This window comes from Mycetocola sp. Y442 (assembly GCF_056898615.1).
This window is the reverse complement of the sequence record NZ_JBXHBV010000003.1, coordinates 387,528-401,542: the sequence shown is the minus strand read 5'-3', so window position 1 is coordinate 401,542 and position 14,015 is coordinate 387,528. Positions and strand designations below refer to the sequence as shown.

Below are 14,015 nucleotides of genomic sequence, written 5' to 3'. Positions count from 1 at the left end.
ACCAACCGGGGGTCCGGCGATAATGGGAGCATGCCCTTGCTGCCCGAATCGCCGGACCCCCGCTTCGTTCTCGCCAGGGACAACATCCGGATCGCAACCTATGAGTTCGGCGATCCCGCTGGGCCGCCGGTTGTCCTCGTGCACGGTTTCGCCTCGGGGGGACTGCTCAACTGGCACCACGCCGGGTGGACCCGTGTGCTCAGCCGTGCCGGATTCCGCGTGCTCGCGATCGACCAGCGCGGGCACGGCGCGAGCAGCAAGCCGCACTCGCCCGAGGCGTACTCGATGCCGCTGCTCGTCGACGATCTGCTCGATGTACTCGACACCTTCCTCATCGATGAAGCACTCTTCGTCGGCTACTCACTCGGCGCCAGGGTGGGCTGGCAGGCGTGCCTCGACCTTCCCCACCGGATTACCCGCGCTGTTCTCGGCGGCATCCCCGACGGTGACCCGCTCACCCGGTTCCGCATCGATGAGGCTCGCGAATGCCTCGAGACTGGAACCGCACCCACCGACAAACTCACGGGAGCCTACGTGTCGATGGCGAGCGGCATCCGTGGCAACGATCTCGCCGCGCTGATCTCGCTCGTCGAGGGGATGCGCGGCGGCGCGCAGCCCGACCCGGCGAATCCGCCGCAGCAGCCTGTGTTGTTCGCGACGGGCAGTGAGGATGCGATCCTCGAGAAATCCCGCACCCTCGCGGCGTCGGCGCCGAACGGCACCTTCTTCGAGATCCCCGGCAGGAACCACTTCAACGCACCGACGTCGAAGGATTTCCGCAGCGCGGCCCTGGCATTCCTCACCGCGAGCTGACGCGGTAGAGACTGACGGCCCCGAGTGCAAGGGGGTCGCAATTTTGTCGCCGAAGCGATGGTCACCCCTAGGGTAAAAGCCATGTCTTCTCGCGCAGCGTCATCGTCCTCCGCCTCACCCAGCGGCCACTCGTCCGGATCGGCACGCTCGGCTGCATCCCGGCTTCAGGACAACCACGCCTTCCAGTTGATGGCCCGCGGCGGCTTTGCGGTCAACGGCCTCCTGCACATCCTCATCGGCGGCATCGCCCTCAGTGTCGCATTCGGCGCCGGCGGCGAGGCAGACCAGGGCGGGGCGCTCAGTGGTCTGGCGTCGTCTCCGGGCGGAACCTTCCTGCTCTGGACCGTGACAATCGGCCTCTGGGCTCTCGGGCTGTTCCAGGTGCTGGAAACCGTGCTGGTGCGTGGCAGCGACAAGGATGCCTGGGCCGAGCGCGCGAAGGAAGGCGGCAAGGCGATCGCGTACCTCGCCATCGGCTTCTCAGCATTCAGCGTGGCGACCGGAGGCGGCAGCAGCAGTTCAGGCCAGACGCAGGGCCTCACCGCGACGCTCCTGGCGACACCGGGCGGCGTCATCCTCGTGGTGTTGCTCGGACTCGGTGTTCTCGCCGTCGGCGTGTACTTCGTCGTGAAGGGCGCCCGTAAGAAGTTCCTCGAGGACATCACCGCGCCGTCGGGCAAGACCGGTCGAACGGTCACCGTGCTTGGCCAGACCGGTTACATCGCGAAGGGCATCGCCATCGCGGTTGTCGGCATCCTGTTCTGTGTTGCCGGATTCACCGCGGACGCCAGTGAAGCGACAGGTCTGGACGGCGCCCTCAAATCCCTGGCCGAGCTGCCGCTCGGACCGGTGATCCTGACCGTCGTGGCGCTCGGCCTCATTGCCTACGGTGTGTACTGCTTCGCGCGGGCCCGGTTCGCTCGGCTCTAGGGCAAGTCGTAGGGCAAGTCGCTAGCGTCGCTCGCAGCGCCGGTCACAGCCCCCGTACAGTACCGTCGCCAGGCCCCGCGGAGTAGGCTCCATCCGAGCGGGAGGTGACACGCCATGACCGACAGTGACGGAATCAACCCAGGGGCAGCGCCGACCACGACGGGGTGCGTGGACTGCGAAGCGAACGGCGGCTGGTGGTTGCACCTGCGTCGTTGTGCGGAGTGTGGCCACGTCGGATGCTGCGACGACTCCCTCGCGAAGCATGCGACGGCGCACTACGCCCAGACCGGGCATCCCATCATCCAGAGTTTCGAACCGGGCGAGGACTGGTTCTGGAGCTACGCTGACGAGACGTATGTGCGTGGACCTGCGCTCGCCGAACCGACGAGCCATCCCGCCGGTCAGCCGGTTCCTGGCCCCGCGTCGCTGGTTCCCCCGAACTGGCGTGAACTGCTCGGTGCCGAGCGGTGAGCGCTGCACCCGCCGCGTATACCGCCGCGCAGATCAGGGCGGCCGAAGCTCCGCTCCTCGCCGCCGGCGTTCCACTGATGCAGAGGGCCGCTGCCGCGCTCGCCCGTGAGTTGTGGCTGCTCCTTCCTCCCGACCGCCCCGGGCGAGTCCTCCTGCTCGTCGGCCCTGGCAACAACGGCGGCGACGCCCTCTTCGCCGGCGCCGAGCTCGCCGCGGCCGGGGTCGATGTCACGGTCCTCCCCACCGCCGATCGCATGCACGACGAAGGCCGCGCGGCCGTTCTCGACGCGGGCGCGCGGATGCTGTCGGCCGATATCGACACGGATGCCGTGGCATCCGTCGCCAGAAAATCCGACGTGGTGGTCGATGGCATCCTCGGCACCGGAACGAGCGACAGCCCCGCGCTGCGCGGGCGGGCCAGGGAGCTCGTCGCCGCGATCCTGCCGGTACTGGCCAGCAAGCGCCCGCCCGTCGTGGTGGCGGTGGACCTGCCGAGCGGCGTGCACCCCGATGACGGCACGGTGCCGGACCCGACGGTGCTGCACGCCGACCTGACCGTCACGTTCGGAGCGTGCAAGACCGGGCTGCTGATCCGTCCGGCCGCCGACTACGCGGGCCGGATCGTGGTCGTCGACATCGGGCTGGGTCCCGAGCTGGCGCGGCTGGCGCCCGAGGCCTGACGCCCCTCGTGGTGCCGCGGGTTCGTCCGGCACACCTGTCGGGTTGTGCGTGCAAAACCTGGCATCTGCGACGGACGGGCCCGGGCCGGTGTCGCGGGTTGCGTTCATCCGTCACGGGGGTCGGGTTTCTGGTGGAGAACCCGGCATCTGCGACGGATGAGTCGAATGGTTGCGCGGTGGTGGCCCTCATCCGTCACGAATGTCGAGTTATCCACTCGGAGCCTGGCATCTGCGACGGACGAGCCCGGGCCGGTGCCGCGGGGCGCGTTCATCCGTCACGAATGTCGGGTTATCCACTCGGAGCCTGGCATCTGCGACGGACGAGCCTGGGCCGGTGCCGCGGGGCGCGTTCATCCGTCACGGGGGTCGGGTTTCTGGTGGAGAACCCGGCATCTGCGACGGATGAGTCGAATGGTTGCGCGGTGGTGGCTCTCATTGGTCGCAAATGTCGAGTTATCCACCCGGAGCCTGGTATCTGCGACGGATGAGCCGAAGGGTCGCGCGGCGGCGGCCCTCATCGGTCGCGAATGTCGGGTTGTGTGTGCAAAACCTGGCATCTGCGACGGATGAGCCGAAGGGTCGCGCGGCGGGGCGCGTTCATCCGTCACGGGGGTCGGGTTTCTGGTGGAGAATACGGCATCTGCGACGGACGGGCCTGGGCCGGTGTCGCGGGTTGCGTTCATCCGTCACGGGGGTCGGGTTTCCGGTGGAGAACCCGGCATCTGCGACGGATGGGTCGAATGGTCGCGCGGCGGCGGCCCTCATCGGTCGCGAATGTCGGGTTATCCACCCGGAACCCGGCATGTGCGACGGCTGATCCCGCACCTGTACACAGTCTCCACATCGCACGTGGGGCATGCGCCTCTGGAGCCCGCGACGGCGGCGGTGATAATGGAATGTGTCCGTCCGCGCATCCGGTGCGAACGGCATCCGTTCGGAGTGACCCAATGACCGCTCGATACTTCCGTTACGTCGCCCTCGGCGACAGCTTCACCGAGGGCGTCGGCGACGAACTGCCCGACGGCCGCGTGCGAGGCTGGGCGGACTTCGTTGCACTCGGGTTGCAGGCCGCGGCACACGAACCGATCGGCTACGCCAACCTCGCGATCCGCGGGCGCAAACTCGGCCCGATCATCGCCGAGCAGCTCGAACCAGCCCTCGCCCTGAAGCCCGACCTGATCAGCTTCAACGGCGGCGGCAACGACATCATGCGACCCCGGGTCGCGATCAACTGGGTCGTTGACGAGACGGTCAAGCTCGTCGACCGCGCGCTCCAGGAGCCCGACCTCTCGATTGTGGTCCTCGCCGGCGCAAACCCGTCAAGGCACCTCCCGATGGGTGGCCTGATGCAGAAGCGGGGCGACCAGCTGGCGGATGCCGTCTTCGCGGCACTCAAAGACCCTCGCGTCACGATCGTCAACAACTGGGCAGATGAGACGCTCACCGACATCCGGTACTGGTCGCCAGACAAGCTGCACCTGAACGCACTCGGCCACGCCCGGGTCGCATCCAACGTACTCACCGCCCTCGGCGTCCCCGTTCCGCCGGAGTGGGGCGTCGACGAGGTCGCGGCAGCGGCCTCAGGGCCCCGCTCCCGCAACACCGCGGCGTACTACCGCGAGTTCGTCCTGCCCTGGATCGGTCGCCGCGTCACTGGGCGGTCGTCCGGCGACGGGCGGGAGCCGAAGCGGGCCACCCTTCTGCCCGTCGACTGACCCCGGTTAATGGGCAGCTCTGCCCATCAGAACTGCCCCGGAATCCGCGCGCCTCCTACTAGTCTTGGGGACGTCGCGCCACGCCGGGGAGGGATCGCATCGTGAGTCTGAGAGACGTCACCGTGTCGAGTTCCGCTCGCCGTCGCATCCGTTCATTTTCCGTCGCGCTCTGGGTCTTCGGATCTGTTCTCCTGTTCGTCAGCGCGCTCAACACCTATGAGAACATCGGTTTAGGTGACGACGGGTTCGCCGTTCTCGGTGAAGACGAGTACCCGTGGGATGCCGAGAACCCGCCGGTTTTCGAGGCGGACGGGAACGTGTACTCGGGCGATGGCAGCGGTGTCATCCGTATCCCGCTTGAGGAGCACAATGGCGACCCCCTCACGGTGCAGCTCGAAGCCGGCGAATACGTTGACCTGTTCGTGACGCGACCGGAAGACCTCGACCAGCCTGCCAACGACCGGTATTACCCCGACAACATCGCCTATATGTACGATCCAGACGACGAGGCGTTCGTGCTTCCGGCGGAGGCGGACCTCGAGCTCTGGGTTCGCACCGAAGGCGAGTGGAGTTTCACGCTTGCCCCCGCCGATGTCCGGGAGATCACCGACGGTTACGCCTCGGGCAAGGGCGACCAATTGCTCATCTACCGGGGCGATGCGGTCAGCGCCCGGTTCGAGCACGCGGGCGCCGGCGTCTTTTTCGTCACGATTCAGACCCCCGGCAGCGACCGGGACCAGCCCATCATCGACTCGGGAGAGGTCAGCGAACGACTGTCGTGGGATCCCGCCGACTCGGTCTTCTTCAGCATCGAGTCTGACGCGGAACGCGGCATCTGGACCGTCGACATCGACGAGCTGGCGAGCGACTCCCCGGAGCAGTCGACCCCGCCGCCGTCGGACACCCCGGCCACCCCGCCCGCAGAACCCGCCGAACCAGCATCCCGCTCCACGAGAGGAACACCATGAGTTTCGTTCAGACGCTCGACCAGGCATTCAAGGCACGCCTGCCGCTTCTGTACATCGAGACGAGTGAGGAAGTGCGCGCCCTCGAGGAGATCACCCGCGCCGCCCAGGCTCTTCGCCGCCCCCGCGACGTCTGGACATGGACAAGCGCCGTCGGCCTCATCGGACCGTACGGCAAAAGCATCAGCAACACGACAGCGCCCGCCCGGGCGCTCGACCACATCATCACCGTGCCCGAGAACGCCGTCTTCGTGTTCTGCGACCTGCACGCCTACTTCGGTACCGAACAGCGGCCGGGCGACCCCGTCATCGTCCGCAAGGTTCGCGAGACGGTCCTCGAATTACGGCACGCGGATGCCGCCCGCGCGTTGATCGTGACGGCACCGGTTCGCGCCATCCCACCCGAGCTGGACAAGCTCGCGCACCTGCTCGAATTCCCGCTGCCGAACACCACAGAGCTGGCCGCGATGCTCGACGCCATGATCGAGAACAACACATCGGGTGGCGGCAGGATCCGCGTGGAGGCTGACGCCAAGACGCTCGAGAGCCTCGTCCAGGCGGCCCGCGGCCTCACCATGAGCGAGGCGGAGAACGCGTTCGCCCGCGCCATGGTCGACGACGGGCACCTCACCGCGAGTGACATCACTGTCGTGCTCGACGAGAAGCGCCAGATCGTCAGTAAGTCAGGCCTGCTCGACTTCGTCACGAAGGCACTCGACCTCGACAGCGTCGGCGGGCTCAATAACCTCAAGCGCTGGCTGTCCCGGCGCAACGGATCCTGGCTGGCCGAGGCGGAGGAGTTCGGGCTTCCCGCGCCCAAGGGTGTGCTCATCACCGGTGTTCCCGGCTGTGGAAAGTCCCTCACCGCCAAGGCGATGGCCGCTTCGTGGGGGCTCCCACTCTTGAGACTCGACATTGGCCGTATCTTCTCCGGGCTCGTCGGATCGTCCGAACAGAACCTGCGCCAGGCGCTCGCGACCGCCGAGGCGGTTTCGCCCTGCATCCTCTGGGTCGATGAGATCGAAAAGGGCTTCTCGAACACGACGGGCACCGGCGACTCCGGCACCACCGCGCGGGTCTTCGGATACTTCCTGACCTGGATGCAGGAGAAGAAGCATCCGGTGTTCGTTGTCGCGACGGCGAACAACATCGACTCGTTGCCGCCCGAGTTCATGCGCAAGGGGCGGTTCGACGAGATCTTCTTCGTCGACCTCCCCACCGCCGTCGAACGCCGGGCCATCTGGAGCATCCAGCTCGCTTCCAATGCCACAGACGGCAACGGCCTCGCCGCCATGGGGTCCCAGGCCGTTGACGCCCTCGTCGCTGTCAGCGAGAACTACTCGGGTGCCGAGATTGAGCAGGCCGTCGTCGTCGCCCTGTACGAAGCGTTCGCCGAGCGCCGCCAGGCCACCCTCGACGACCTCACCGAGGCGATCACCAACATGATCCCGCTCGCCGTGACGCAGGCGGAGGAAGTGCAGGCGATCCGGGCGTGGGCTGAGGTCCGCGCCGTGCGGGCAACCGGCAGCGAAGACATCGACGCCAACGAAGACGCGCTCGTCGGTGCTGGCGACTCGCTCGGTTCCGGGCTGTCGAGCCGACGCGGCGGACGCACCGTTGACTTCTAAGCCGGCTGACGGCATCCGTTTCACTAGTTTTGATCTCGAGGACGACGAATGACAGACAAGCAGCTCATCGTGCAGGTCCGGCCGGACGGCACCGTGCACGCCGAAACCATCGGGATGTACGGCGACGAATGCCTCGACTACATCGCGGTGCTCGAGAATCTGCTCGACGCCGAGACCACGTCGTCGTCGTTCACCGAGGCGTACGCGCAGGTCGCCGCGCAGCAGGAGACAGCGACGAACAACTGGGACGGCACCCGGTGACTTTGCTCGCCACGCCGCGGATGCGGAGTGCGGGAGCGCAGCTCGGCACCGTCGAGCCGGTGTCTCGGCCGGGGGAGGAGCTGCGCTGGTCGCGGTTTCTGCCCGCAACGACGGCCGAGGGGCCCGGGCTGCGCTCGGCGCTCTGGGTGCAGGGCTGCAGCGTGCGCTGCCCCGGCTGCTTCAACCCTCACCTCTGGGCAGAGACCGGCGGGACCGTTGAGATGACGGCGGACCTGGCCACACGTTTCGTGACGGATGCCGCCAGTGCGGGCGTCGAGGGAATCACCCTTCTCGGCGGCGAACCCTTCGACCAGGCCGCCGCGCTCGCCGTGATCGCCGAAGCGTTTCGGGCCGCCGGTCTCACCGTGATGACGTTCAGCGGCTACACGCTCGAGTTGCTAACTGACTGGTCGGCGGACCGCGAGGACATCGCCCGGCTGCTCGCCGCAACGGACCTGCTCATCGACGGGCCTTACCTGCGCGATTCGCCGGACAGCGTGCGGCCGTGGCTCGGCAGCACCAACCAAGGCATCCGTGCCCTCACCGCGGCCTACGCCGACGAGGTCGCCGCCATCGAGCGCGATGGCGGGCTCGACCGGCTCGAGATCCGGATCTCCCGCGATGGTCGCATTGACGTGAACGGCTGGGCGGATGCCTCGGCGCTCGAAGAACTACTGCATGACCTCGGTCCGCGACAGGACCGGCCTGGAACGAAAGCGAGACGCGCATGAGTGTCACCCTGGTCCTCCTCCCCATCGCACTGGCCGCTGCCGCAGCGGCAGGCGGTGTTGGCGCTCTCGGCGCCGTCGCGACGGCGAAGAGCGACGCCTCTGCCGCTGGCCGGCCCGCGCCGGAGATCCGGGTGCGTACCCGGATGAAAGACAGCACGCTCCTGGCCGAGGCCCTGGCGAGCCTTGGCGCGACCGGCGTCGACGTCTCACGGTCGCGGGTCACCGCTGACATCGACGGCGTTGCCCTGACGATGACGCTCACCGACGATGCGGTGTGGGAAGCACACGTGGAAAGTGACTCGCGTGAGGTCACCGTCGCGAGTGCAACCGACCTGTTGCAGCGGCTCGACGCTGCGTACGCCCAGGGGGTGCAACACGCGGTTGCCGAGAAGATCCGGCTTCGCGCGGTCGATGCCGGGTTCGATCTGGTCTCGGAAACCCGGGAGACGGACGACACCGTCACCATGGTGCTCAACGTCCGGACGGGCGCGTAACCAACGATGACTGACACCCAGGCGACACGGCGCAGCACACGGGCGCCCGATCCGGGTGAGGGCCCGTCGCTGACCTGGCGTTTCGTCGCGAGCGCCTGGCTGATCCTGCTGATTCCGCCGGGCGCCGGGCTGTCATGGCTCGGCTTCGCGATCATCGCCGCCATCGGTCGCCGGCCCCTCTGGTGGATTTCCGCGGTGTTCTACGCGGTGGCCGCGGTCGTTGTGCACAACCTCGAGGGCGTTGCCGGGCAAGTGGCGCAGGGCAGTCTGACCCTCGTTGCTCTCGCGCACGGCCTTGCGGTGAACCAGTCCTGGCTGCTCCTCCTCTGGAGCCGCCACGAGAACAGGCTCACCATCTTCGGCTTCCCGATGAAGGCTTCATCTCTCACCGATCCGAACCCGGCCGGCTCGCGGCGAGCTGAGGTCCCGAAGGAACTCGATGGAGTTCTCGGGGCGCGTGGCACGTCTCGGTCGGATTACGTCGACGACTCGGTGGCCGCGCCGCCCCGAAAGCGTCCGACCTGGGCCGAACGGCGCGCCGCGAAAGCGACAGCTCGAGCGCGTGCAGAATCCGCCGCGTCGTCGGCTCGTACAGCTCAACCTGCGCGGCCAGCGGACACGCTTGACCGGGGTTCGTCTCCCGCCGCTCAAACCGGGCCGACCGAGGTCGAACTTGTGGACGTGAACACGGCCAACCACCGGGCTCTCGCCAAGCTCACTGGCATGGATCGCGGACGCGCCAAGGCGGCCGTCGCCGACCGGACGAGGCGGAAGGGCTTCGTCTCCCTCGAGGATTTCGCGGCAACCGCCGGGCTTCAGCCTCACGAGCTCGCCCGGCTTCGCGGCGAGGCGTTCTGTTCCCCGCGGCCCCGAGCGCCGAGGACGTTTGGCCGCCGCGTCGACTACTGATCTCAAACTTGAGTTGCCCCGACTCAGGTTTCTCCCAGCACGGGAATAGGCGGGCGCCCCCAGCGTTAAGTTGAGTGATCATTACTCACGTAACAGGAGGTTGCATTGCCTACATTCTTCGGTCCTGCCGGCTCCGGCAGCGAATCGTTCGACGAGTTCCTCGCTCGTTATTTGCAGGGACAGCGCTCCGCACAGTCGGGACGCAGCGTCGACATGACCAGGCTGCTCAGCCGGCGAACCCACGCAGTGCTCGCTGAGGCGGCCCGATTCGCGATCGCGCACGGCCACACCGAAGTCGACGCGCTGCACATTCTCCGCGTGCTCGTCGAGACGGCCCCGATCGCGGACACTCTCCGTGCCATCGGTACCGATCCGGCCGCTCTCGCTGATGCCGCAGAACAACGACTTCCCGACAAGAGTGACGGGTCGACCTCGGCCGCTCCCTCGCTCACGTCGGCCGCGCAACGAGCCCTGCTCGACGCCCACCAGGTGGCCCGTGCTTTTGGTTCGACCTACATCGACCCCGAACACCTCTTCTTTGCGTTCGTCGTCAACCAGGAGGCCATCGCCGGCCAGTTGCTGACGTCCTTCGGCGTCACCCCGCAGTCGCTGCAGGCCGTTCACGAGGCGGCCCGCACCGGGCAGCCGATGGCCCAGCCGAACGGCGCAGCCTCGAGCGACACCCCGATGCTCGACCAGTTCGGCACCGACCTCACCGAGCTCGCCCGGAACGGCGAACTCGACCCGGTGATCGGTCGGGCTGACGAAATCGCGCAGACCCTCGAGATCCTCTCGCGTCGCACCAAGAACAACCCAGTGTTGATCGGTGAAGCCGGCGTCGGTAAGACCGCTGTTGTCGAGGGAATCGCGCGAGCGATCGTCGACCACGAAGTGCCGAGCCTGCTCGAGGACAAGCGACTCATCTCGCTCGACCTCGCGTCGATGGTCGGTGGCACCCGCTACCGCGGAGACTTCGAGGAGCGACTCACGAAGCTCGTCGACGAGATCACCGCGCACAAGGGTGAACTGATCATCTTCCTCGACGAGCTGCACACCGTTGTCGGTGCCGGCGGCGGGGGAGAGAGCGGCGGAATGGATGCCGGAAACATCCTCAAGCCGCGACTCGCCCGCGGCGACCTGCACCTCATCGGTGCGACGACGCTCAAGGAGTACCGCCGCATCGAGAAGGACTCGGCTCTCGAACGTCGCTTCCAGCCCGTTCACGTCGACGAGCCCAGTGTCGAAGACGCTGAGCGCATCCTTCAGGGGCTGCGCGGAAGTTACGAGGAGTTTCACGGTGTGACCTACACCGACGAGGCCCTCAAGGCCGCCGTCGACCTGTCCGCCCGGTATGTCACCGACAGGTTCCTGCCGGACAAGGCGATCGACCTGATCGACCAGGCCGGCGCACGGTTGCGTCTTCGCCGCGGCCCCGTCGTCGACACGAGTGAACTGCACGCACAGCTTGCAGTTCTCGAAGCGTCGAAGAACACGGCTGTCGCCGCCGAGAAGTACGAGGAGGCCTCCCGCATCCGCGACGAAATCGAGGAGCTGACCAAGCGAATCGCGTCTGCGGAATCGTCAGGGACGGCATCCGTCGTCGACACGGTTATCGACGAAGGCCAGATCGCGGAGATCATTTCGCGTGCGACGGGGATCCCGGCACACCGGATCACGCAGAGTGACCGGCAGCGCCTGGGCCACCTCGAGGCCGAGCTGCACCAGCGGGTGATCGGCCAGGATGACGCCGTCACGTCGATCGCGAAGGCCGTGCGCCGCAACCGCACGGGGATGGGGGACCCGAACCGCCCGGTGGGCAGTTTCCTGTTCCTCGGCCCGACCGGTGTCGGCAAGACCGAACTCGCGAAGGCTCTCGCCTTCTCGCTGTTCGGTGACGACTCGGCCATGGTTCGCTTCGACATGAGCGAGTTCGGCGAGCGGCACACAGTGTCGCGACTCGTCGGTGCTCCTCCGGGCTACGTCGGCTACGACGAGGCCGGGCAGCTCACCGAACGGGTTCGCCGCAACCCGTACTCGGTCGTTCTCCTCGACGAGATCGAGAAGGCGCACCCCGACGTGTTCAACCTGCTCCTGCAGGTGCTCGACGACGGGCGTCTGACCGATGGGCAGGGTCGCACCGTCGACTTCCGCAACACGGTCATCATCATGACGTCGAACATCGGTTCCGAGTTCCTCGCGAGCCGCAGCGGCGCCCTCGGTTTCGTCGCCGATGCTGCCAACGACAGCACCGGCTTCGGATCGGAGAAGGCACTGCGCGACAGGGTGATGGGCAAGCTGCGTGAGGCGATGCGTCCCGAGTTCCTCAACCGGATCGACGAGATCGTTCTCTTCCAGAAGCTCACCCCCGAGCAGCTGCACGAGATCGTTCGCCTGATGCTCGCGAAGACCACGGAGCGGCTCGCCGCGCAGGGCCTGACGCTGAGTGTCAGCGATGGTGCCGTCGACTGGATCGCCACGCACGGGTACGAGCCCGAGTTCGGTGCTCGCCCGTTGCGCCGGCTCATCCAGCGCGAGGTTGACGACCGGATCGCCGGACTCATGGTCGATGCCGAGCTTCCCGCCGGCTCGATCATCGAGGTGGGCGTCGCCGGAGATGAGCTCTCCGTCGCGTCCAGGGCGTTCGAGGCCCAGCTGGCCGCGTAAGCACTGCTGAAAAAGACCGCCACCGCTTGTGCGGTGGCGGTCTTTTTTGTGCCAGTGAACGGATGCCGTGTGCCTGCGGCGAGCGGTCGCTGGAGCGGATGCCGTCGCTCGCGTCAGGCGGTCTGCGCGCTGAGCACTCCGAGGACCGCGAGCGCATAGGCATCCGGAACCGTCGCCGCGTCGAATCGCAACGTCTCACCGCCGCGGTCGATCTCGAGGGCGTACATGTCGTCGACCCGCAGCAGGAAGCTGAACGTGGAGCCGAGCAGCTCACGCAGCTGGTCCTCGCGCGGCAGCCAGAGGGTGTTCTCGAGGGCGACCGAGTCGAGCGCCCACTCCGTGGTTCCATTGAAGCCGAGGATCGTGCCCGAGTCGTAGTCGTGCGGCTCGATGGTCATGTCGCTCACCGTGAACACTTCGCCGTCGAATTCCGCGGCGTCGAGGCAGAACTGGTCGCCCGATTCCGGGATCCAGCCGAGCCCGGCGTCGCGGAGCTGCTGGGCCAGTTCGCGGGAGGTCGTCGTGACGGTCATGGATGCATCGTGGCACTCGTTGGTGAGTATTGGGTGAAAGTGTGAACGCGCGCCTCGGCATCCGTTCGATTGTCGCTTCCGGTTGCACGATTACGTCGAATAGCGGTTCATACGACGTAATCGCGCGACTGGAACGACGGATGCCGCGTGGCGAGCGCGTTCCAGCGTGGCGGGCGTCAGGCGCGCGCCTCGAGCAGCACCGTCTCGCCGCTGAGAAGCGACTGGCGGGCGGCGAGTGCGACGTCGAGCGCGAGAACTGCGGATGCCGTCGGGCAGAACACGGGGTCGGTCCCGTTTCGCACGCACTCGAGGAAGTACTCCGCCTGCCGGGTGTAGTGATCGAGCCCCGACAGGGTGTCGGTTGCGCTGCCGCTGGGTGTGGCCAGCCGATACGAGTTGATGCCCGAGTCCGGTGTCGACGCGGTGGGGGCATCCGCTGCGAAATCGTAGTCGAGCAGTCCGTCGCTGCCGATGAGCTCAAGTCCCGTGGTGAACGGTGCGCCGTCGGGCAGGTCGGCGAAGGTCAGCACCTGGCCGAGAGCACCCGACTCGTAGTCGACGGTGGTCTCGATCGGGCCGAGTGCGTCGCGTGCGCGGGCCGTGACGGCGATCGGTGTGCCGAGAAAGAGGTTGAGCTGGTCGAAGTCGTGAATGCCGACGTCGACGACCGCTCCGCCCGACTTTGCGTCGTCGTGCCACCAGCCTGGGCCTGGTTTGGTGATGAGCCGTCGGGCGCGCGCCGAGAGCACCGTGCCAATCAGGCCCGCGTCGACGTCGGCGCGGGCGCGACGGTAGCCCTCGAAGAACCGGACGACGTGGGCGACCATGAGGATGCGCCCGCTCAGGCGGGCCGCGGCGGTGATCGCGAGCGCGTCGGGAATCGAGAGGGCGATGGGCTTCTCGAGCAGCACGTGCTTGCCCGCTCCCAGCGCTCGAGCCGCGATGTCCCTGTGGGTGGGCGTCGGGGTGCAGATCGAGACGACGTCGACGGCGGGGTCGGCGAGCACGATGCCGAGGTCCGAGACGTGCTCCGCGTTCGGGGCGTCGGTGAGGGTCGTGGCCGTCGGGCTGCAGACGTACGCGATGTTGTCGGCGTGGCCGAGCGCGGCGAATGCGGCCGCGTGGGTGCGGCCCATGTAGCCGGCGCCGACGATCGCGATGGTGGTCACGGGGTCCTCTCGGGGTGCGGGTGCGGGTGCGGGTGCGGCTCGGGTGCGGCAC

14 protein-coding genes are annotated in these 14,015 nt (G+C 67.4%); 12 read left to right on the top strand and 2 right to left on the bottom strand.

Annotated elements, in window-relative coordinates; genetic code table 11:
* Positions 1-30: 30 nt before the first annotated feature.
* From AC1X6S_RS13455 to AC1X6S_RS13400, 12 genes are all read left to right on the top strand, one after another.
* Positions 31-813: an alpha/beta fold hydrolase gene (locus AC1X6S_RS13455; protein WP_483406259.1), complete on the top strand. Its 783-nt coding sequence runs from the start codon at positions 31-33 to the stop codon at positions 811-813.
* An 81-nt stretch (positions 814-894) separates the two neighbouring features.
* Positions 895-1,743, top strand: coding sequence for a DUF1206 domain-containing protein (locus AC1X6S_RS13450; protein WP_483406258.1), 849 nt, complete (start codon positions 895-897; stop codon positions 1,741-1,743).
* Positions 1,744-1,857: 114 nt separating this feature from the next.
* Positions 1,858-2,214 carry a UBP-type zinc finger domain-containing protein gene (locus AC1X6S_RS13445; protein WP_483406257.1) on the top strand — a complete coding sequence of 119 codons (357 nt, stop codon included), beginning with the start codon at positions 1,858-1,860 and terminating at the stop codon, positions 2,212-2,214.
* Entirely contained in the window at positions 2,211-2,894 is a 684-nt protein-coding gene (locus AC1X6S_RS13440) for an NAD(P)H-hydrate epimerase (RefSeq protein ID WP_483406256.1), read from the top strand. Before AC1X6S_RS13445 ends, AC1X6S_RS13440 begins: the two co-directional genes overlap by 4 nt.
* Before the next feature lie 947 nt (positions 2,895-3,841).
* Positions 3,842-4,609, top strand: coding sequence for an SGNH/GDSL hydrolase family protein (locus AC1X6S_RS13435; RefSeq protein WP_483406255.1), 768 nt, complete (start codon positions 3,842-3,844; stop codon positions 4,607-4,609).
* A 101-nt stretch (positions 4,610-4,710) separates the two neighbouring features.
* Complete coding sequence (locus AC1X6S_RS13430; protein WP_483406254.1) at positions 4,711-5,577, top strand: hypothetical protein; 867 nt, start codon at positions 4,711-4,713, stop codon at positions 5,575-5,577.
* Complete coding sequence (locus AC1X6S_RS13425; RefSeq protein WP_483406253.1) at positions 5,574-7,202, top strand: AAA family ATPase; 1,629 nt, start codon at positions 5,574-5,576, stop codon at positions 7,200-7,202. The genes AC1X6S_RS13430 and AC1X6S_RS13425 overlap by 4 nt, the downstream gene beginning before the upstream one ends.
* 48 nt (positions 7,203-7,250) lie before the next feature.
* Positions 7,251-7,463, top strand: a complete 213-nt coding sequence (locus tag AC1X6S_RS13420) for a DUF2997 domain-containing protein (RefSeq protein WP_483406252.1) — start codon at positions 7,251-7,253, stop codon at positions 7,461-7,463.
* Positions 7,460-8,194, top strand: a complete 735-nt coding sequence (locus AC1X6S_RS13415; protein ID WP_483406251.1) for a 4Fe-4S single cluster domain-containing protein — start codon at positions 7,460-7,462, stop codon at positions 8,192-8,194. The genes AC1X6S_RS13420 and AC1X6S_RS13415 overlap by 4 nt, the downstream gene beginning before the upstream one ends.
* Complete coding sequence (locus AC1X6S_RS13410; RefSeq protein WP_483406250.1) at positions 8,191-8,688, top strand: hypothetical protein; 498 nt, start codon at positions 8,191-8,193, stop codon at positions 8,686-8,688. Before AC1X6S_RS13415 ends, AC1X6S_RS13410 begins: the two co-directional genes overlap by 4 nt.
* Before the next feature lie 6 nt (positions 8,689-8,694).
* Positions 8,695-9,597 carry a ComEA family DNA-binding protein gene (locus AC1X6S_RS13405; RefSeq protein ID WP_483406249.1) on the top strand — a complete coding sequence of 301 codons (903 nt, stop codon included), beginning with the start codon at positions 8,695-8,697 and terminating at the stop codon, positions 9,595-9,597.
* A gap of 105 nt (positions 9,598-9,702) precedes the next feature.
* Entirely contained in the window at positions 9,703-12,261 is a 2,559-nt protein-coding gene (locus AC1X6S_RS13400) for an ATP-dependent Clp protease ATP-binding subunit (protein WP_483406248.1), read from the top strand.
* A gap of 113 nt (positions 12,262-12,374) precedes the next feature.
* Here AC1X6S_RS13400 and AC1X6S_RS13395 read toward each other — a convergent pair whose 3' ends face one another.
* A complete protein-coding gene (locus AC1X6S_RS13395) occupies positions 12,375-12,794 on the bottom strand; it encodes a pilus assembly protein CpaE (protein WP_483406247.1) in 420 nt (139 codons plus the stop codon).
* Between the two features lie 176 nt (positions 12,795-12,970).
* The gene (locus tag AC1X6S_RS13390; protein WP_483406246.1) at positions 12,971-13,963 is read right to left on the bottom strand and encodes a Gfo/Idh/MocA family protein; all 993 of its coding nucleotides are present in this window, start codon (positions 13,961-13,963) and stop codon (positions 12,971-12,973) included.
* Between the last annotated feature and the right edge of the window lie 52 nt (positions 13,964-14,015).